This is a genomic window from Nocardioides sp. AE5 (assembly GCF_031844485.1).
Lineage (GTDB): Bacteria > Actinomycetota > Actinomycetes > Propionibacteriales > Nocardioidaceae > Nocardioides.
Genome location: NZ_JAUZVI010000004.1, coordinates 77,941 through 95,634 on the forward strand (window position 1 = coordinate 77,941; position 17,694 = coordinate 95,634).

The window sequence follows — 17,694 nt, forward strand, 5'->3', positions numbered from 1 at the left end:
ACAATGGCATGCGCGGACGGACATCGGCCATGATGACCACCATGAAGATCACCCACTCGGTCAGATATGACGCCTCCCCCGACGAGGTCTACGCGATGCTCACCGACCCTTCCTTCCGGGAGAAGGCGTCCTGGGCGCAGTCCGTGGAATCGGTCGAGGTCAGCGTCGAGGGCGCCTCGGTCCGCATCGACATGGTCCAGCCCAACACCGACATTCCCAAGGCGCTGCGCACCTTCGCCGGCGCCTCCACCCACGCCATCCAGGCCGAGGCATGGGATGCCGCCGGGCGCCAGGCGGAGTTCTCGGTGACCACCCCGGGCAAGCCGGCCGGCATCACCGGCACCCGCCGACTGGTGGCGGACGGGTCGGGCACCCTGGACCAGTTCGAGGGCGAGGCCAAGGCCAAGGTGCCGCTGATCGGCGGCAAGATCGAATCGCTGATCGCACAGAAACTGAAGGATGGCTGGGACATCGAGCACGGCCTGGGCGCTGCGTGGTTGGGGGGCGAGCGGTGAAGAAGATCAACCACACGCTGGTCTATCCGGGGGCAAGCCTCGACCAGGTCGTCGCGATGGTCTCCGACCCCGCGTTCCGTGAGGCCGTTGCCGACTACCAGGGCGTAGTACGCCGATCGGTGTCGGTGACCGGCGAAGTGCCGGCGAAGCGGATCGAGGTGGAACTGGTCCACGGCACGGAGCGGGTGCCCTCGTTTGCGAAGAAGTTCGTCGGTGACGAGATCCCGATCGTCCAGGTGGAGACCTGGACCAGCGACACCGCGGCCGACGTCGAGGTGACCATCCCTGGCAAGCCCGGCGAGATGGTCGGCTCGGCAACCCTCACCACCTCCGGCGACGACGTCGTGGAGACCATGGAACTGGAGGTCCGGGTGAAGATCCCCCTGGTCGGCGGCAAGATCGAGGACCTGATCGCCGGGCTGCTGGTCAAGGCCTTCAAGGCCGAGAACAAGGTGGGCCTCAAGTGGCTCGCGGGTGAGTGGAACTGACGGAGTCGTCGGGTTCCGCGGCGGCAGCCTCGGCCGCTTCCTCGGCCAGGTCGCGCCGGCGGACGAACCAGACCACGATGCCGAGCACGATGAACGGGCCGAAGGCGAGCGCGTAGACGATCAGGTGCTCATAGGCGTGGAGCTGGCCCATGTGCTGGGCCAGCACACCGGCGATCGCGAGGACGTCCAGGTCGAGGTTCATGGCGCCCCCAGTCTCCCACTGGGGGCGCCATCGCTGTCACTCGGCCTCGGGTGCCATGTGCGGGTAACGGTGGTCCACCGGCGGCACGAACGTCTCCTTGATCGAGCGGGGCGAGGTCCAGCGGAGCAGGTTGGAGGCGGCGCCCGCCTTGTCGTTGGTCCCCGAGGCCCGCCCGCCGCCGAACGGCTGCTGGCCGACCACGGCCCCGGTCGGCTTGTCGTTGATGTAGAAGTTGCCCGCGGCGAAGCGGAGTTCCTCACTCGCCCAGGCGATCGCGGCCCGGTCCTGGGCGATGATGGCGCCGGTCAGGGCATAGGGGGAGACCGACTCCGCCTTGCGGACGACCTTCTCGAAGTCACCGTCCGGATAGACGTGGACGGCCAGGATCGGGCCGAAGTATTCGGTGGAGAAGATGGCATCGCCCGGGTCGCTGCCGAGCACCACGGTGGGCCGGACGAACCAGCCCACGGAGTCGTCGTACGTGCCGCCGGCGACGACGTCGAGGCCCTTGGTCCGCTTCGCCCGGGTGATCGCCGCCTTGTGCTTGGCGAACGCGCGGTCGTCGATCACCGCGCCCATGAAGTTGGACAGGTCGCTGACGTCGCCCATCGGCAGTGCGTCGACGTCTGCCAGGAACTGGTCCTTGAGCTTCTCCCACACCGATCGGGCGATGTAGGCGCGGGACGCGGCCGAGCACTTCTGGCCCTGGAATTCGAAGGCGCCGCGCAGCATCGCCACCCGCGTCACGTCGGGATCGGCCGAGGGGTGGGCGATGATGAAGTCCTTGCCACCGGTCTCCCCCACCACCCGGGGATAGGAGCGGTAGGTCGCGATGTTGGCGCCGACCGTGCTCCACAGGTGCTGGAAGACGGGCGTGGAGCCGGTGAAGTGGATCCCGGCGAGGTCAGGGTGGGCCAGCGCCACCGAGGAGACGTCGGCGCCGTGGCCGGGAAGCATGTTGATCACCCCGGGCGGCATGCCGGCTTCCTCGAGGAGTTCCATCGTCAGTGACGCGGCCAGTTGCTGGGTCGTCGACGGCTTCCACAGCACCGTGTTGCCCATCAGTGCCGGGGCGGTGGGCAGGTTGCCGGCGATCGCGGTGAAGTTGAACGGGGTGATCGCGTAGACGAACCCCTCCAGGGGCCGGTGGTCCGAGCGGTTCCAGACACCGGGGCTGTTCGCGATCGGCTGCTCGGCAGCAATCTGCCGGGCGTAGTGGACGTTGAAGCGCCAGAAGTCGAGCAGTTCGCAGGCGGCGTCGATCTCGGCCTGCCAAGCCGTCTTGGACTGGCCGAGCATGGTGGCGGCGTTGATCCGCTGCCGCCAGGGGCCGGCGAGCAGGTCGGCGGCCTTCAGCAGGATCGCTGCCCGGTCGTCGAGGGACATCGCGCGCCATGCCGGGGCGGCCTTCGCCGCTGCCTTGATGGCCGCCTCGGCGTCCTTCGCGGTCGAGTTCTTCAGTACGCCGAGCACATGCTGGTGGTCGTGCGGCTGGACCACCTTGATCTCCTCACCCCCGCCCTGGCGACGGCGGCCGTCGATCACGGCACGCAGGGAGTGTTGCTTGCGCTTGATCCTGTCCAGCTCGGTGACCAGCTCGGCCCGTTCGGGGCTGCCGGGTGCATAGGACAGGTTCGGCTCGTTCGTGGGAGCCGGGGGAAAGGTGATTGCGTCCATTCCGCGATGGTGTCAGACGGTGACGCCGGTCTCAACGCCCCGCGTGTCCCGGGGCAGGTCCGGTCCAACGCTGGCTTCAGAGGAGGTCGCGGATCTCCTGGACGGCGAACCAGGCGAGTTCCTGGTCGTCATCGGGTGCGTGGTCACTCGTGTCGACGTGGAGCGCAGCGAGGTTCTTCCAAACCACGTCGTGCTCCACCCGGACCAGGGTCGGGTCCTCCCCCGGGCCATCGGGCCGTACGGCGTCCGCGGCCACGTCGGCAGCGAGCACGTGGCGGCGTGGGGCGTCGCCGACACCGCGCAGGTGCCAGGAGGCGTCAGCGGCTGCGGCCAGGGCGGCGTACTCGAGTTCCTCGTCATCGCCCTCGGGCCACGCCTGGCGGAGTGCATCGGTGACGGCGTGCGCCGCCAGCGGCGCCGCGACCCGGGCCTCGGCGACGAGTTCCTGCAGTCCGGCCGACGTCAGCGGGAGGTAGATCCGCACGGGGACCGCGCTCACTTCTTCCTCCCGGTGCCGCGCCGACCCCGCGGAGCCTTCGGCCGGGCACCGCTCGCGGTGTCCAGCAACTCATCGAGGGACTCGGTGACGCACTGCCCCAGGACGGTCACGTCCGGCAGTGCATCGCGGTCCGCGGTGATCCCGTAGAAGACCTTGCCGTCATAGGAGGTGACCCCGATCGCCAGCGCCTGCCCGGGCAGCAGCGGCTGGACCGGGTAGGTCTCCACCATCGGCGCGCCCGCTGCATAGAGCGGGAACTGCGGTCCGGGCACGTTGGTGATGGTGAGGTGGAATCCCTTGCGCTGGTGCTCGGCAGCCACCCGGGAGCCGAGCGCGTGGAAGGTGGTCGGGGCAAACCCGGCGATGCCGGCGAGCCGGTTCGCGGCCACCGCGGTGCCGGTCTCCTTGTGCGACTTGAACGCATAGGCCACCTGGTGCAACCGGATCACCGGGCTCGGCTCGCCGACCGGGAGGGTGACCAGGTGGCCGGCGATCTGGGTGCCCAGCGAGGTGGCCTCGAGTCCTTCGTCGATCACCGACATCGGCACCATCGCCCGCAGGCTGCGCATCGCGGTCGAGGAGGTGCCGCGGGCCATCAGCCAGTTGCGCAGTGCCCCGGTGAGCGTGGCCAGGATGACGTCATTGACCGAGGTGCCGTGCTCGTCACGGATCCTGCGGTAGTCCTCCAGGTCGGTGCGCACCGTGACCAGGCGCCGCTGCTCGGAGAGCTCGGCGGAGATCGGCGACTCGGGAGTCGGACGCCGGTTGGCCAGCGCATTGGCGACCGCACCGGCGCGACGCTGCGCCCCGGCTGCACGGCGTACGGCACCGTCGAAGGCACTCTGTCCGGTCGCGAAGAGCGTCGTCGGCGAGAGCAGGTTGTCGCGCACCGCACCGGCCGTCATCCGCAACGGGGACGGGGCCCGCCGCGGTTGCCAGTCGTCGTGCTCGAGCTGCTTCGGCTCCGGCTTGGTGTCCAGCAGCACCTGGCCGATGTCCACCGTGCGCACCCCGTCGACGAGGATCTGGTGCGACTTGGAGAGCACCGCGACCCGGCCCTCGGCCAGGCCCTCGATGAAGTAGATCTCCCACAGCGGACGGGCGGTGTCCAGCGGACGGGACATGATCCGCGCGGTCAGTTCCCGCAACTGCTCCATGGTGCCGGGACGGGGCAGGCCGGAGCGGCGTACGTGGAAGGCGAGGTCGAAGCGGTCGTCGTCGACCCAGATCGGGTTGGCCAGCCGACCCGGGACTTCCTGGATCCGCTGGCGGTAGCGCGGCACGAACGCGATCCGGTCGTCGATCAACTCGACCAGCCGGGTGTAGTCGAAACCGGATTCGGCCGGGTCGAAGATCTCCAAGGTTGCGTTGTGCATCGGCGTCGTACGCGACCGGTCCGCCAGGAAGAGCAGGTCCCGTCGCTTCAACCGCGTCACCACATCATCACCCCTGTTCCCCGCGACACTTGCCTCACATGGGATTCTTGCAGAGGAACCCAGCACATCCGGTCCGGTTCCATCGTGTGGAGGTGTCAGGAGAATCATGTCCCGCTCGCATCGGTCGTCCGTCGGCCTCGTCCTTGCCCTGGTTGCCCTGCTCTGCCTGGCTGCCTGCGGCTCGGGCGGAGACTCCCCCGGCGGCACCTCCGAAGTGGTCGACACGATCACGGTGACCATCTCCGGGGACGACATCGAGCCCAACGGCAAGCGGATCGCCGTCGAGCGGGGAGCACCGTTCCTGCTCAAGATTGATTCCGACGTCGCCGGCGAACTCCACATCCATGCCAAGCCGCAGGAGATGACGGTCGCGTTCGAGGCCGGGCAGAGCGAGCACACGATCACCTTCGACGCGCCGGGGATCTTCCCCGCCGAGTCGCACGCGCACAACAAGGTCGCGCTCCAGTTCGAGGTCCGCTGAGCGATGGACTACCTCGCCCACGGCGTGGGCGGCGCCAAGGACCTGCCGCTCCCCGCCGAGTACGCCGTTGCCGGGGCCAGCGCTGCACTGGCCATCTCCTTCATCGTCCTGGCCCTCGCCTGGCGCACGCCACGCTTCCGCAAGCCCGAGTACGACGGCACCCCGGTCCCCCGGATCGGTGCCCTGGTCGACTCCACCTGGTTCCGGGGGGTGGTCCGGGCCCTGGGCTTCGCCTTCTTCGTCTATGTCGCAGCCGCAGCGGTCTTCGGCAAGGACCTGCTGATCAACCCGGTCTTCTATGTCTTCTACGTGGTGCTCTGGGTCGGCATCGTGCCGGCCTCGCTCCTGTTCGGCCCGTTCTACAAGGCCGTCAGCCCGGTGCGCACCATCAACCTGGGCATCGCCAGGCTGGCCGGGACCGACCCGGACCGGGGCCTGTTCACCTATCCGGCCCGGCTCGGCTACTGGCCCGCGGCGCTGACCCTCTTTGCCTTCGTCTGGTTCGAACTGATCTATCCGTTCAACGCCGAACTGGGGCCCCTGCGCCTGTGGTGCGCCGTGTACGTCGCCGCGATGCTGGTCGGCGGTGCACTCTTCGGCAGCACGTTCCACGAGCATGCCGACCCGTTCGAGGTCTTCTCGACCCTGGTCGGGAGGCTCTCCGTGTGGGGACGGAACGCGGCTGGCGACCTGGTGGTGCGCAACCCGCTGGTCAACCTCGACCGGATGCCCACCCGCCCGGGCCTGCTGGCGGTCTGCGCGGTCCTGCTGGGCAGCACGGCCTTCGACTCGTTCAAGGAGGCCAACACCTGGCTGCGGTTCACCCAGGGCCTGGACTCGGGCATCAACACCGTCAACCTGCTCGCCCTGATCGGCTTCATCGTCGCGGTGGGCCTCCTCTTCGCGGTGGCCGCGATGCTGACCGGGGTCGCCGATGGCTATCGCCGTACGGCGCTCCCCGGGGACTTCGCCCACTCCCTGGTGCCGATCCTGGTCGGCTACACGGTGGCCCATTACCTGAGCTATTTCGTCGAGGGCGGCCAGCAGGCGCTGATCCTGCTCAGTGACCCGTTCAGCACCGGGGCCAACCTGCTCGGCACGGCGAACTGGGAGATCAACTACTGGCTCAGTTACCACCCCACCTTCCTGGCCACCACCAAGGTGCTGGGCGTGGTGATCGGGCACGTGGTCGCAGTGGTCGCCGCCCATGACCGGGCCATTGCCCTGCTGCCCCGGCGCCACCAGTTGACCGGACAACTCTCGATGCTGGTGGTGATGGTGGGCTTCACCGTCGGCGGGCTGTTGCTCCTCTTCTCCTCCTGAGCCCGCGGGACACCCTGGCCGAGGCCGGATCGAGTGCATCGACCACCTGGCTGATGCCGCGGACCAGGGGCGAGTCCCCCGTCTCGGTGAGGGTTCGGCCGGACACCAGCGCCCGGTCGGTGGCCGGGCGGTCATCGGGCAGGAAGTGGAGGGTGGCGACTGCGCCGAACCCGGAGACCATCGCGGCCACCTCCCGCTCGGTCCAGCCGAGCGAGGCCCGCATCCGGTTGACCACCACCCGCACCGGGCGGCCCTGGGTCAGCTCGGCGAGCTCGACCAGCCCGCGGGCCAGCCGGGCCAGTCCCACCGGGTCGGCATTGCCCACCACGACGAGTTCGTCGGCCACCTCGATGGCCTCCAGGGTCATTGCGTTGCGCCCGGTGCGCCCCAGGTGCTCGGCAGCCGGATCGCCCTCGAGGCTGAAGCCGACGTCGAGGATGACGTCGCCCTGCTCCCTGCCGAGCTCGACGAGCTCGGGCACCGTGCCGCTCCGGATCTCGGTCCAGCGGTCAGCACGTGGCAGGCCGGTCAGCACGCGGATCCCGGCGGCCCGTCGCTGCAGCCTCAGGAAGTGGCCGGGCAAGTCACCGTTGGCCGACGCGCGGGCACTGGCCAGGAGGCCGGAGACCTCTTCCAGGATGCCCAGGTGCTGGCCCACTGCGCCACCCCAGGGGTCGACGTCAAGGACCAGCGGGTCCCGTCCGCGCCGGCCCAGCTCCCCGGCCAGCCCGAGGGCGAGCGTCGTACGGCCCGGGGCGCCTGCTGGCCCCCACACCACCACGGCGCGACCTCCGGGCGCCTCGCCCTGCGGTGGAGCGTCCGCGGGCAGCGGGACTGCTGGGCCATGGGGGCCCTGACGCTCCCCGGGATCGCCACCACTCGCAGCATTCGGGTGGGGGCTGCCGGACGGTGCCTGGGTGGGAGCTCCGTGGAGGCCCGGATCGAGCGCCGCGCGTTGCACCAGTGCCGGCAGGTCGTTGAGCTGACTGCGGACGACCACGTGGTTGATCCCGAGGCGACGCAGATGCATCGAAGCGGGTTCGCCCGACTCGTCGGGCACCACGGCGAGCGGCTCCACCTGGTGACTGCGCAGGTGGGCGACTGCCGTCGCGTCGAGGCCCGGCACGTCCACACCGAGGACGGCCACGTGCGCCTGCCCCGTGGTGGCGGCCGCGAGCAGGTCGGTGACGTCGACACACCTCTTGAGGACGACGATGTTCCGGTCAGCCGCCAGGATCGGCAGCGCCGCAGGCTCCCAGGCGTCCCCTGCGCCGAGCACCAGCACGCAACTGCGTCGTGGACCATGCATGGTCAACCCCGCCTTGCTATCTGGATCCGTCCCTCCCGGGCTGCGGCCAGGACGATCCCGATCGCGTTCTCCTCCTCCGCGGGCACGGCGACCAGGACCTGCCGGTTCCCCACGTTGCCCAGCACGTCGTCGGCTTCCGGCGCCGCGACCACCAGCACGTCATCGAGCACCTTGCGCGCAGAGGCATCGGAGTCGTCCCCAGGGGCGCCGCCCGGGGCCGGCACCACGTAGACATCGATCCGTGATCCTCGTGCCAGGGTGGTCGGGATGTCCTGGGCCGGCGCCGAGAGCGGAACCTCGACGAACTGAGCGGCACCCGTGGCCAGCGCGCCAGCCGGGAGCAGTTCCCCGGCCCCCACTGCACGCACCAGCACGGCATCGTCCGGCAGCGCCTGGCTGGTGCTCAGGTAACGGTCCTCGTCGTCGTCGCTGAAGCGGACCCTGGCCGCGACCAGGTCATCCGCGGTGACCGCCTGACCGGCCGCCAGGTCCGTGCGGACCGCCCACACCTGGGTGGTGTCATCTGCCGCGCCCAGCAGGCGTGCCCCGACCAGCACGGAGCCAGCCACCAGCGCCAGTCCGATCCACAGCCGCGGATCACGCCATCCGTGTGCCCGGGCCCGCTGGGCGGCCGGCACACCTGTCTTCCCGAGATTGGTGCTCACGCGGACCATCATCACCGCAAAAACGGCATTTCGCATATCCGTTGTCCACAGGCGCCCCGCCGATGCGCACACGGTCGACCCGTTGATGGCAGAGTGGACCCCATGGCAGGCACCCCCCGATTCCTCACCCTCGCGGACGTGGCCACCGTGCTCAACACCTCCCAGGCCCAGGTGTATGCGCTGGTGCGGCGCGGCGACCTGCCGGCGATCAAGATCGGCGGGCGCGGGCAGTGGCGCGTCGAGGGCGACCAGCTCGAGGCCTACATCGAGCGGATGTACGCCGAAGCCCGCGATTTCGTGGAAAAGCACCCGTTCGCGGAGAACGAGGCAGAGTTGGCCGATCCCTCAGGCAGGGCCTGAGCCGGCCCGTCCTCACCAGGCCGGGCGGACGTCCGGAACGATCTTCTCCGAGACCAGCGCGCGCAACGGGGACCACGCGATCCCACCCTCCTCGGTGCGCACGGCCCCGACGATCGGCTCACTGGAGCGGACCACGACGGCGCGGGTCCCCGCAGGAAGGGTCGCGGCAGAGGCCGAGCCTGGACGCAAGCGCAGCCTGCCGGTGGCCTTCGCAGGATCACTTGCCCCGACGAACTCAAGGTCGGCAACGGTGGCCTCGCCGGTGGTGGTCAGCACGAGTCGGCGATTGCCCTGGTGCGGAACGACCGCTCCAGCTTCGCCCTGGAGCGGCGCAATGGCGCCCAGGTGTGCGAAGTCGCCGGCCACGACGACGCGGACCCCGGCGACCACGGGCTCGCTGGCAACCAGCCGCATCACGGTGTCCTCGTCCTTGACCAGTCGGGTCACTGCGTCGGGCAGTTCGGTCACCACGGCCTGGCCCGCTGGCACCTGGATCTCCTCGAACCCCTCGGGAGTGAACTCCGCCTCGACGCCGACCACCGACAACGAGACGCGCGACGCGTTCTCGCCGGGATTGGCCAGCACGAGGGTGGCCTCACTGCTCTGGCGGGGGAAGGCAGGAATGAGCAGGTCGGTGGCAGGCGCCGCACTGGCCTGCAACGCATCGACACGCCCACTGCCTCCACGCGGGGTGTAGGCATCTCGCACGGTGGCGGCCAGTCGCCCACGGCCCACGCTGACACGCACCGCGAGCTCCTCCCGTGTCGGCACCAGCTCGGCCAGGTCCAGGACGACCCGGGAGTTGCCCTTCACCGTGACTCCGCGCAGGTCGGAGGCTTCCACCTCGCCCGTGCTCGACCAAGCGGTCACATCGGCCACCGCAGGGCCGTCGTCAGGGTTGACCAGGACCAGTTGGGAGGTGTGGAGGCCGCCTGCCCCCGCACCGGTGAACCAAGTCTCCGGGGCGGGGAGGGTGCACTCGGCGGCAGCCTTGGGCCCCTGGGTCCGCACCCGGGCCCCGAGCAGGGCCCGGGCTGCGCTCCCCTGCCCGGCAAGGATGGTGGGCACGTCACCGACGCCGACCGTGGCGACGGTGCCTGCCTCGATGGTCACCGTCGTGCCCTCTCCCCCCGTCGCGGGCCGGGTCGACAGGCTCCCCTCCCCGGGTTCAGTCAGGGAGCCCACCAGGAGCACGGCATCCGCGCCGAAGCTGGCCGGGCACGACAACGCCTGGCTGGTGACCGGGCTGTACTGCGCCTCCCGCACCGCCTCGGGTGCGCCCTGGTCCGACCCCCGCATCCCGGCGACCGAGGCGGCGGTGACCACGACTGCCGCGATGCCCACGGCCAGGGTCTTGCTGATCCGTGGGCGCGACTCCAGCACCCGTCCCGCCATCCGGCGACCGCCCTGCACACCGCTCATGACTCTGCCTCCTCCTTGCGCGCCGGGCCGCAGAGCACGGCGACCACGACGAAGGCGATCATCTGGATGGCGACCAGCCACGGGTGCCAGGCCGGTCCGGAGCCGGAGATGGCGTCGTCAGGTGCTGCCCGGTCGAACTGCCAGGCACGGGTCGCGCGGTCGGTGCTGCTGGCCTGGACGAGACCCGGAGCGGCGTCCAGGGTGGCCGCGACCTGGCCATCGGCGGGTGCGGCCAGGACCACGTAGTCGATGCCCCGGTCCGGCAGTGAGGCGATCAACTCGGGTGTCGGGTCGGAGAGGAGTTCTGCCACATCCGCGTTCAGAACAGGGTCAGGCCCGGTCAGCGCCAGCACCTCGTCCTCGCCCAGGGTGATCCCGTCTCCGCGGTAGACCTGCCAGGTGAAGCCGGTCTCGACGTCGCCCTCGAGCATCAGGACTCCGTGGCCCGGTGAGGCGTCGGCCCCCTGCGCCATGTAGGCCGGCACCGCAGAATCCGTCGGTCGCTCGAGGAGGTTGTCGCCATCGAAGACCCACCAGCCGAGCCCCCCGACCGGCACGACCAGGGCCGCCGCGGCAGCCACGCCGGCGACCGGCTGGCGCCACGAGAAGCTGGCACCGGAGAAGCTGGCCAGCAATCCGTGGGCAGCGATGGCAACCGCAGCGATGAGTGCCCCGCTGATCACCAGGAGCATGAAGCCGAGGCCGGGACGGGTGCTGCCAGCGGGCAGGTCGACCGTGATCCGGCTCAGCACGAGGGTCAGCACGGATGCGAGTGCGACCACCAGCCAGCAGCCGACCACCGCCATCCGGGTCCGGTCCCGGGCGAGTGCCAGCACCGCGGGGACCAGCAGGAGCAGTCCGGTCCAGTGCGGCGCCGAGGGCTCGGGGAACCGACCGGCGAGCAGGTCGACCGGACCGGGCTTGGCCAGCACCCGGCCAGCCTCCAGGAAGAGTCCGGCGATGTCGTGGCCCAGCATCCCGATCGCGCCGGGGAGCAGCAACAACGGCGGCACCAGCACGGTGACCACGATCGGACCCCAGACGCTGCGCCGCTGCGCCACGTCCCGGGCCATGGACCACAGCGCTGCCATCACGATCAGGACCAGGCAGAGAATGAAGGGCCAGGCCCCAGGGGTGAAGGCAGTCAGCAGGGCCAGCAGGAAGCCGGTGCGCCATCCGGCCCGCCAGCGCCGGTCGGCGTACGGCTCGAAGAGGCCCAGCGCGGCGTGCGCCAACCAGGGCAGGAGCGCCGCAGAGGCGATGAAGCCGAGGCGGCCCTGCCCCCAGGCGCCACTCGCTGCGGGCACGGCGGCGTAGGCGGCCGTTGCCCAGGCCAGGATCCACGGGGAGGCGGGTTGTCCCGAGCCGAGTTCCGCGACGACGCGGGTGAAGCGCCAGGCGCCCCATCCGGCCACCGGGACGGCGACCAGGAAGACCAGCGAGACCGCTGCCGTGGCGCTGTTCAGGAGCAGCGTGCCCAGGAAGGCGATGGGGAGCAGGTACGTCGGGGCCGGGGCGTCGGTGCCCTGACCGACCTCGTGCCAGCCCTCGGTCGCCAGTCGCCACAGTTCCCCGGCGGAGTCGGGCGCAGGGGAGAGCGCCCCACCCATGAGCGGGCCGAGTGCCTCGCGGGCCGCCCACAAGCTGAACAGGAAGACGGCGATGCCGGCGAGTGCCCGTGGGTTGGTCACCAGTCGGGCCAGGAAGGAGGTGTCCGGGGCGAGTTCCTCCGACTCGTCCGGGTTGGTCTCATGGACCACGACCCCCGACTCCGCCAGCCGGGCGGCCCGGCGGCGTTCGGCGGCGTCGCGGCCCTGGTTGACCACCGCAGTGCCGACGTCGGTGACGAAGTCGATGGCATGGCGGATCGGCAGCCACCATGGCGCAAGCAGGGAGCGGACGCGCTCTCCCCGCGGGTCACCCAGGTCACGGCGGGCACGTCGAGCCGCCACGATCCGGCCGGGATGGGCGTGGACGCCGAGCAGCGCGACGAGTTCGTGCCAGGCCGCGCGGGGCGAGCGGGCCAGCAGCATGCCCAGCATCCGGAACAGTGAACCGACCACGAGCCGGAGCCACTGCCAGGGCAGATTGCGCCCGGAGGTGTTGACGAGCATGGTGTAGATGCCAGCGCGCCGCTCGGCGAGGTGATGGTGCTTGCCCGTGGCAGCAGTGCGCCGCAGCCCACGGGTCGCGGCCTCGGCATGGAAGACGATTGCATCGGGCGCGACGATGGTGCGTCGGCCGGCACGAGCGACCCGCCACCCGAAGTCGACGTCAGTGCTGAAGACCGGGAGTTGCGGGTCGAACCCATCCAGTTCGACCAAGAGGTCAGTGCGGACCAGCATCCCGGCCGTGTTGACCGCCAGCACCTCACGGACCTTGTCGTGCTGGCCCTGGTCGTACTCGCCTCGCTCCAGGCCGGTCTCGCGCAATCCCTGTCCGGAGACGGTGACACCGACCTCGAGGAGGCGACGCAGGGACGGCCATTCACGCAGCTTGGGTCCGGCCACGTCCGCGTCGTGCCGCCGTGCTGCGTCCAGCAGCGCCCCGAGTGCACCGGGCGCCGGGCGGGAGTCGTCGTGAAGCAGCCAGACCCACTCGGTCTCGATGCCGGCCAGGGCATGAGCGACCGCTTCCGGGAAGGACCCCGGATGGGTGAGCACGCGATCGGCCCCGAATGCTTCGACGAGCAGGTCGACCGAGCCGTCGGTGCTCCCGGTGTCGACCGCGACGATCCGCTCGGGCGGATGTTGCTGCTCAGCCAGGCCGGCGAGCACCGCCGGCAACCATCGAGCGCCGTCGTGGTTGACCAGCAGGGCAGTGACTGTCACGCCGGCCAACCCTAGACGGAGACCGGTGGAGTGCCATCATCTGCCCTGGTGGCCAACCGCGTCAGCGGCTGGTCCAGTTCAGACAGCACGCTTCTTCAGTTTGCGGCGCTCCCTCTCGGAGAGACCGCCCCAGATGCCGAAGCGCTCGTCATTCATCAATGCATACTCGAGACAGTCGTCACGAACATCGCATGTCAGGCAGACCTTCTTGGCCTCCCGGGTGGAGCCACCCTTCTCCGGGAAGAACGCCTCCGGATCGGTCTGGGCGCACAGCGCCCTCTCCTGCCAACCGAACTCTTCCGCGTCGTCCCCGTCGAGGAGGAACAGTTCTCTCACAGCACTCCCCTTTCGACCCTGATTCCGGTGGCTGTCCACTGACCAAAGCACCTGCCCCGGCGATGAAACCCCGAGATCTTCCGGCCCGGCCGGTGTGAACAACACTATGGGAATTACATGCCTGTCGTGCCACGGAAGTCAAGCCCGGATCTGATATAACCACCCTCTCGGCACGCTTTTCTGCCGATCAGGCACGCTTGGACCATGGCAAACCCCCTCCCCCGCGCGATCACCGTCCTCTCCGGAGGCATGGGCGGCGCGAAGTTCCTCCAGGGCCTGCTCCACGGGATCCGGACCGGCACGGTGCCCGCATCCGATGATGCCGTGGTCACCGTAGTCGCCAACACCGCGGACGACCTGTGGATCCACGGCCTCAAGGTCTGCCCCGACCTGGACACCGTGATGTACACCCTGGGCGACGGCATCGACCCCGAGCGGGGCTGGGGCCGGCGCGAGGAGACCTGGAGCGTCAAGGACGAGCTCGCGACGTACGGCGTCGAGCCCACCTGGTTCGGCCTCGGCGACCGTGACATCGCCACGCACCTGGTCCGGACCCAGATGCTGGAGGCCGGCTATCCGCTCTCGGCGGTGACCACTGCGCTGTGCCAGCGGTGGCTCACCCCGGCGTACGGCGACTCGCTGCGCCTGCTGCCGATGACCGACGACCGGGTGGAGACCCACGTGGCGATCGCCGACGCCGAGGCTCCCTCGGGCAGGCGGGTGATCCACTTCCAGGAATACTGGGTGCGTCTGCGGGCCGAGGTCCCCGCCGAGGCGCTGGCCTTCGTCGGACTCGACGACTCCAGTCCCGCGCCCGGTGTGGTGGAGGCGATCACGGGCGCCGACCTGGTCATCGTGCCGCCGTCGAACCCGGTCGTCTCGGTCGGCACCATCCTGGGCGTCCCCGGGATCAGGGAGGCACTCCTGGAGACCACCGCACCGGTGGTCGGCCTCTCCCCGATCGTCGGCGAGTCCCACGTGCGCGGCATGGCCGAGCAGATGCTGACCTCGATCGGCGTCGAGGTCTCCGCCGCAGGGGTGGCCGGCCACTACGGCGCCCGGTCCCGCGGTGGCGTGCTGGATGGGTGGCTCGTCGACGAGCGCGACGCGGACCAGGTTGCCCGCATCGAGCAGGCCGGCCTGCGCGCCGCGGCCGTGCCGCTGATGATGACGGACCATCCGGCCACTGCCCGGATGGCGGCTGCCGCGATGGCGCTGGCGCAGTGACCAGCCTGCGTGTGGTGGCCCCCGACGGCGTCGGCGAGATCTCCGAGGGTGACGACCTGGGCCAGGTGCTGCTGGCCGCCTGCCGGGATGCAGGGGTCGAGCTTGCCGACGGGGACGTGGTCACCATCACCAGCAAGGTGGTCAGCAAGGCCGAGGGCCGCCAGCGCACCGGCGACCGCGAGTCGGCGATCGCCGGGGAGTCGGTCCGCGTGGTCGCGCGCCGCGGTCCGACCACGATCGTGCGCAACCACCTCGGGTTGACCATGGCCGCCGCCGGGATCGATGCATCGAACGTGGCCGCCGGCCAGTTCCTGCTGCTGCCGCTCGATCCTGATGCCACCGCCCGGCGGGTCCGCCAGGACGTGCTCGCCGGGACGGGGCGCAACGTCGCGGTCCTGGTCACCGACACCGCCGGGCGCCCGTGGCGCAACGGCCAGACCGACATCGCCATCGGTGCTGCCGGCCTGGTCGTCCTCGAGGAGTTCGCCGGCCGCATCGACGACTACGGCAACCCGCTCGCCGTCACCGCACCTGCCGTGGCCGACGAACTGGCCGGGCTCTCCGAACTCGCCTCGGGCAAGCTCGGCGGTCGCCCGTTCACCGTGATCAGCGGGCGCGCCGACCTGGTCCTCCCGCCCGGGGAGCACGGCAGCGGCGCCGGCGCCCTGGTCCGCGAGGACGGGGCGGACATGTTCGGCCTCGGCTCCCGCGAGGCCGTGGTCCGCGCCCTGGCCGGCACGGACGGGGCCATCTTCGGTGCCCCGGCCGTGGCGGCCGACCTGCATGCCGCCGCCGTGGATGTCTTCGGCCCGGCCGAGGTGATCGACGGTCCGGGCGGGGCGGCGCGGGTGGTGGTCCGGGGCGTCAGCGAGCCATCGGCGTACGCCGCACGGGCCCTGGCCCACGCCTTCGGCTGGCACGTACGCGTGACCACGGCCGCGGTGGCAGGGACCGTCGACGTGAGTTTCCTTCCCCCGACTCCGTAGACTCTGCCCCCGTACGCCTCGACATCGCAGAGAGAAGCCCGTTCCGTGGCCAAGAAGCCCAACAAGAAGGTCAGCCGGCGCGACGTCGCTGACCAGCTCCGCAACCAGCAGAAGCGCGCCGACCAACGCCAGGGCGCGGTGATCGTCGGTGTCTGCATCGTGATCGCCATCGCCATCATCGGCTTCGCCGCGTGGAAGCCGGTCAAGGAGTGGTGGGACCTGCGAGCGTTCAACGACATCGACCTGGCGGGCATCGGCGCCCCTGCTGCCGAGGCCTGCGAGGACGTCTTCACCAAGCCGGCCACCGGCAACCAGGAGCACCGGCCCGAGGGCACTCCGATCGAGTACGACGAGGTCCCGCCGGCCTACGGTCCGCACTGGGGCACCCCGGACACGATGGACCGCAAGCTCTACACCAGCACCGACCGTCCGCCGCTGGAGCGCCTGGTGCACAACCTGGAGCACGGATACACGTTCATCTGGTACGACGAGACCATCGCCAACGATGACGAGCAGATGACCCAGTTGCGTGCCATCGCGACCAAGCTCAAGGGCACCAGCAACCCGCGGCTGAAGTTCAAGGCCGTGCCGTGGACCTCCGAGGACGGCGACGCCTTCCCCGAGGGCACGCACATCGTGATCAACCACTGGTCACGCGGCGGCAAGGAGGTCGACGTGAGCGAGGTCGAGAAGCAGGTCGGCGTCTGGCAGCACTGCAGTTCCGTCTCCGGCGAGGCTCTCTACGACTTCATGCAGGAGTACGACTACTTCGACTCACCCGAGCCGAACGGGATGTGACGCCGGGCCTGGCCCGCCAGGCTCAGCGTTGCTCCCCGCAGCCGACCCGCTCGCCCTCGGCAAGCTCGACGCCATCACCGACGGTTGCGTCGTCACCCAGCGTGGCCCCGTCCAGGCGCGCGTTCTCGCCGACCCTGGCGCCGGGGCCGAGCACCGAGTCGACCACGCGCGCGCCAGCCGCAACGCTGGCGCCAGTCATCACGATGCTGCCGCTGACCTGGGCGCCCGGTGCGATCGCGGCGGCGGCCATCACGAGGCTGCCCCCGTCCACGGTGGCAGCCGGGTCGACGGAGGCGTCCGGGTGGATCCGGGCCCTGCCGTCACCCGCCTCGACCGCCGGCGTCGGCGCCACCCCGAGGACCACGTCACGCGACGCGGCGACCAGGGCTTGCGGCGTACCGACGTCGCGCCAGTAGGCCGAGTCGACGAAGCCGACCACCAGTGAACCGTCGGCGACCAGGCCGGGGAAGGTCTCCCGCTCCACCGAGACCACCTGGCCGGCCGGGATCCGGTCGATCACGTCGCGGCGGAAGATGTAGCAACCCGCATTGATCTGGTTCGTGACCGGGTTGTCCGACTTCTCGACGAAGTCCAGCACCCGTCCCTCGTCGTCGGTGGGCACGCAACCGAAGGCGCGCGCGTCCTCGACCTCCAGCAGGTGCAACGAGACGTCGACGCGCCGGCCCCGGCGCCCGGCCCGGAAGTCAGCGAGCTGGGCGGCCAGGTCATGGCCGGAGAGGATGTCGCCGTTCAGGATGATGACGGCACCGTCGGGATCGTCACCCAGCGCCGTGGCGACGTTGCGGATCGCGCCACCGGTGCCGAGCGGTTCCTCCTCCAGCACGTAGTCGAGGCGCACTCCCCACCGGCTGCCATCGCCGAGGACCGGGGCGAACATGTCCGCGTGGTAGGAGGTCGCCAGCACGATGTGCTCCACCCCGGCCGCGGCCAGGCGGGCGATCTGGTGCTCGAGGAACGGCACTCCCCCGACGTCGAGCAGGTGCTTGGGGCGCCGTTCGGTCAGCGGGAGCAGTCGGCTGCCGAAGCCGCCGGCGACGATCACCGCCTCGGGTGCTGCCAGTGCCTGGGGGGCCGGACCGGTTGCCTGTGGCGTCTGCGTCATGGGGCCGATCCTAGGC

Annotated in this window: 18 protein-coding genes; 8 read left to right on the top strand and 10 right to left on the bottom strand. The window is 70.4% G+C overall.

What is annotated here, in order from left to right:
- Positions 1 to 41: 41 nt before the first annotated feature.
- Together Q9R27_RS07950 and Q9R27_RS07955 are read left to right on the top strand one after the other, a co-directional pair.
- Complete coding sequence (locus Q9R27_RS07950) at positions 42 to 515, top strand: DUF2505 domain-containing protein (RefSeq protein WP_311251822.1); 474 nt, start codon at positions 42 to 44, stop codon at positions 513 to 515.
- A complete protein-coding gene (locus Q9R27_RS07955; RefSeq protein WP_311251823.1) occupies positions 512 to 1,003 on the top strand; it encodes a DUF2505 domain-containing protein in 492 nt (163 codons plus the stop codon). Before Q9R27_RS07950 ends, Q9R27_RS07955 begins: the two co-directional genes overlap by 4 nt.
- Here the strand turns inward: Q9R27_RS07955 and Q9R27_RS07960 are convergent.
- The 4 genes from Q9R27_RS07960 to Q9R27_RS07975 form a co-directional block, all read right to left on the bottom strand.
- A complete protein-coding gene (locus tag Q9R27_RS07960) occupies positions 975 to 1,205 on the bottom strand; it encodes a hypothetical protein (protein WP_311251824.1) in 231 nt (76 codons plus the stop codon). The two genes, Q9R27_RS07955 and Q9R27_RS07960, sit on opposite strands and share 29 nt — an antisense overlap.
- Positions 1,206 to 1,241: 36 nt before the next feature.
- Positions 1,242 to 2,882 carry an L-glutamate gamma-semialdehyde dehydrogenase gene (gene pruA / locus Q9R27_RS07965; RefSeq protein ID WP_311251825.1) on the bottom strand — a complete coding sequence of 547 codons (1,641 nt, stop codon included), beginning with the start codon at positions 2,880 to 2,882 and terminating at the stop codon, positions 1,242 to 1,244.
- Between the two features lie 76 nt (positions 2,883 to 2,958).
- Entirely contained in the window at positions 2,959 to 3,381 is a 423-nt protein-coding gene (locus Q9R27_RS07970) for a DUF6912 family protein (protein ID WP_311251826.1), read from the bottom strand.
- The gene (locus Q9R27_RS07975; RefSeq protein WP_311251827.1) at positions 3,378 to 4,817 is read right to left on the bottom strand and encodes a wax ester/triacylglycerol synthase family O-acyltransferase; all 1,440 of its coding nucleotides are present in this window, start codon (positions 4,815 to 4,817) and stop codon (positions 3,378 to 3,380) included. Before Q9R27_RS07975 ends, Q9R27_RS07970 begins: the two co-directional genes overlap by 4 nt.
- A gap of 106 nt (positions 4,818 to 4,923) precedes the next feature.
- Between Q9R27_RS07975 and Q9R27_RS07980 the strand changes: the two genes are divergently transcribed.
- Positions 4,924 to 5,298: a hypothetical protein gene (locus Q9R27_RS07980; RefSeq protein ID WP_311251828.1), complete on the top strand. Its 375-nt coding sequence runs from the start codon at positions 4,924 to 4,926 to the stop codon at positions 5,296 to 5,298.
- A gap of 3 nt (positions 5,299 to 5,301) precedes the next feature.
- A complete protein-coding gene (locus tag Q9R27_RS07985) occupies positions 5,302 to 6,621 on the top strand; it encodes a hypothetical protein (protein WP_311251829.1) in 1,320 nt (439 codons plus the stop codon).
- Here Q9R27_RS07985 and Q9R27_RS07990 read toward each other — a convergent pair.
- Both Q9R27_RS07990 and Q9R27_RS07995 read right to left on the bottom strand, forming a co-directional pair.
- Entirely contained in the window at positions 6,584 to 7,930 is a 1,347-nt protein-coding gene (locus Q9R27_RS07990; RefSeq protein ID WP_311251830.1) for a hypothetical protein, read from the bottom strand. The two genes, Q9R27_RS07985 and Q9R27_RS07990, sit on opposite strands and share 38 nt — an antisense overlap.
- 2 nt (positions 7,931 to 7,932) lie before the next feature.
- On the bottom strand, positions 7,933 to 8,595 hold the full coding sequence (locus tag Q9R27_RS07995) for an SAF domain-containing protein (RefSeq protein WP_311251831.1): 663 nt from the start codon (positions 8,593 to 8,595) through the stop codon (positions 7,933 to 7,935).
- Between the two features lie 102 nt (positions 8,596 to 8,697).
- Here Q9R27_RS07995 and Q9R27_RS08000 point away from each other — a divergent pair, with 102 nt between their 5' ends.
- Positions 8,698 to 8,955 (top strand): helix-turn-helix domain-containing protein, encoded by a 258-nt coding sequence (locus Q9R27_RS08000; RefSeq protein ID WP_311251832.1) that lies wholly within the window; start codon positions 8,698 to 8,700, stop codon positions 8,953 to 8,955.
- Positions 8,956 to 8,967: 12 nt separating this feature from the next.
- On the opposite strand, the gene Q9R27_RS08005 is transcribed toward Q9R27_RS08000, so the two are convergent.
- From Q9R27_RS08005 to Q9R27_RS08015, 3 genes are all read right to left on the bottom strand, one after another.
- Positions 8,968 to 10,377 carry a DUF5719 family protein gene (locus Q9R27_RS08005; RefSeq protein WP_311251833.1) on the bottom strand — a complete coding sequence of 470 codons (1,410 nt, stop codon included), beginning with the start codon at positions 10,375 to 10,377 and terminating at the stop codon, positions 8,968 to 8,970.
- A complete protein-coding gene (locus tag Q9R27_RS08010) occupies positions 10,374 to 13,208 on the bottom strand; it encodes a glycosyltransferase family 2 protein (RefSeq protein WP_311251834.1) in 2,835 nt (944 codons plus the stop codon). Before Q9R27_RS08010 ends, Q9R27_RS08005 begins: the two co-directional genes overlap by 4 nt.
- Before the next feature lie 78 nt (positions 13,209 to 13,286).
- Positions 13,287 to 13,544 carry a WhiB family transcriptional regulator gene (locus Q9R27_RS08015; RefSeq protein ID WP_311251835.1) on the bottom strand — a complete coding sequence of 86 codons (258 nt, stop codon included), beginning with the start codon at positions 13,542 to 13,544 and terminating at the stop codon, positions 13,287 to 13,289.
- A 204-nt stretch (positions 13,545 to 13,748) separates the two neighbouring features.
- Between Q9R27_RS08015 and cofD the strand changes: the two genes are divergently transcribed.
- Genes cofD through Q9R27_RS08030 form a run of 3 tightly spaced genes read left to right on the top strand, consistent with a single transcriptional unit; the run spans position 13,749 to position 16,555 of the window.
- On the top strand, positions 13,749 to 14,771 hold the full coding sequence (gene cofD, locus Q9R27_RS08020) for a 2-phospho-L-lactate transferase (protein ID WP_311251836.1): 1,023 nt from the start codon (positions 13,749 to 13,751) through the stop codon (positions 14,769 to 14,771).
- Positions 14,768 to 15,757, top strand: coding sequence for a coenzyme F420-0:L-glutamate ligase (gene cofE, locus Q9R27_RS08025; RefSeq protein WP_311251837.1), 990 nt, complete (start codon positions 14,768 to 14,770; stop codon positions 15,755 to 15,757). Before cofD ends, cofE begins: the two co-directional genes overlap by 4 nt.
- 45 nt (positions 15,758 to 15,802) lie before the next feature.
- A complete protein-coding gene (locus Q9R27_RS08030) occupies positions 15,803 to 16,555 on the top strand; it encodes a DUF3105 domain-containing protein (RefSeq protein WP_311251838.1) in 753 nt (250 codons plus the stop codon).
- A gap of 22 nt (positions 16,556 to 16,577) precedes the next feature.
- On the opposite strand, the gene Q9R27_RS08035 is transcribed toward Q9R27_RS08030, so the two are convergent.
- The gene (locus Q9R27_RS08035) at positions 16,578 to 17,678 is read right to left on the bottom strand and encodes an NDP-sugar synthase (protein ID WP_311251839.1); all 1,101 of its coding nucleotides are present in this window, start codon (positions 17,676 to 17,678) and stop codon (positions 16,578 to 16,580) included.
- Positions 17,679 to 17,694 lie beyond the last annotated feature (16 nt).

Coding starts and splice junctions, on each gene's coding strand:
- Q9R27_RS07980 (WP_311251828.1), top strand. CDS start 4,924: ATGTCCCGCTCGCATCGGTCGTCCGTCGGCCTCGTCCTTGCCCTGGTT.
- pruA (WP_311251825.1), bottom strand. CDS start 2,882: ATGGACGCAATCACCTTTCCCCCGGCTCCCACGAACGAGCCGAACCTG.
- Q9R27_RS07950 (WP_311251822.1), top strand. CDS start 42: ATGAAGATCACCCACTCGGTCAGATATGACGCCTCCCCCGACGAGGTC.
- cofD (WP_311251836.1), top strand. CDS start 13,749: ATGGCAAACCCCCTCCCCCGCGCGATCACCGTCCTCTCCGGAGGCATG.
- Q9R27_RS08000 (WP_311251832.1), top strand. CDS start 8,698: ATGGCAGGCACCCCCCGATTCCTCACCCTCGCGGACGTGGCCACCGTG.
- Q9R27_RS07960 (WP_311251824.1), bottom strand. CDS start 1,205: ATGAACCTCGACCTGGACGTCCTCGCGATCGCCGGTGTGCTGGCCCAG.
- Q9R27_RS07990 (WP_311251830.1), bottom strand. CDS start 7,930: ATGCATGGTCCACGACGCAGTTGCGTGCTGGTGCTCGGCGCAGGGGAC.
- Q9R27_RS08005 (WP_311251833.1), bottom strand. CDS start 10,377: ATGAGCGGTGTGCAGGGCGGTCGCCGGATGGCGGGACGGGTGCTGGAG.
- Q9R27_RS07985 (WP_311251829.1), top strand. CDS start 5,302: ATGGACTACCTCGCCCACGGCGTGGGCGGCGCCAAGGACCTGCCGCTC.
- Q9R27_RS08035 (WP_311251839.1), bottom strand. CDS start 17,678: ATGACGCAGACGCCACAGGCAACCGGTCCGGCCCCCCAGGCACTGGCA.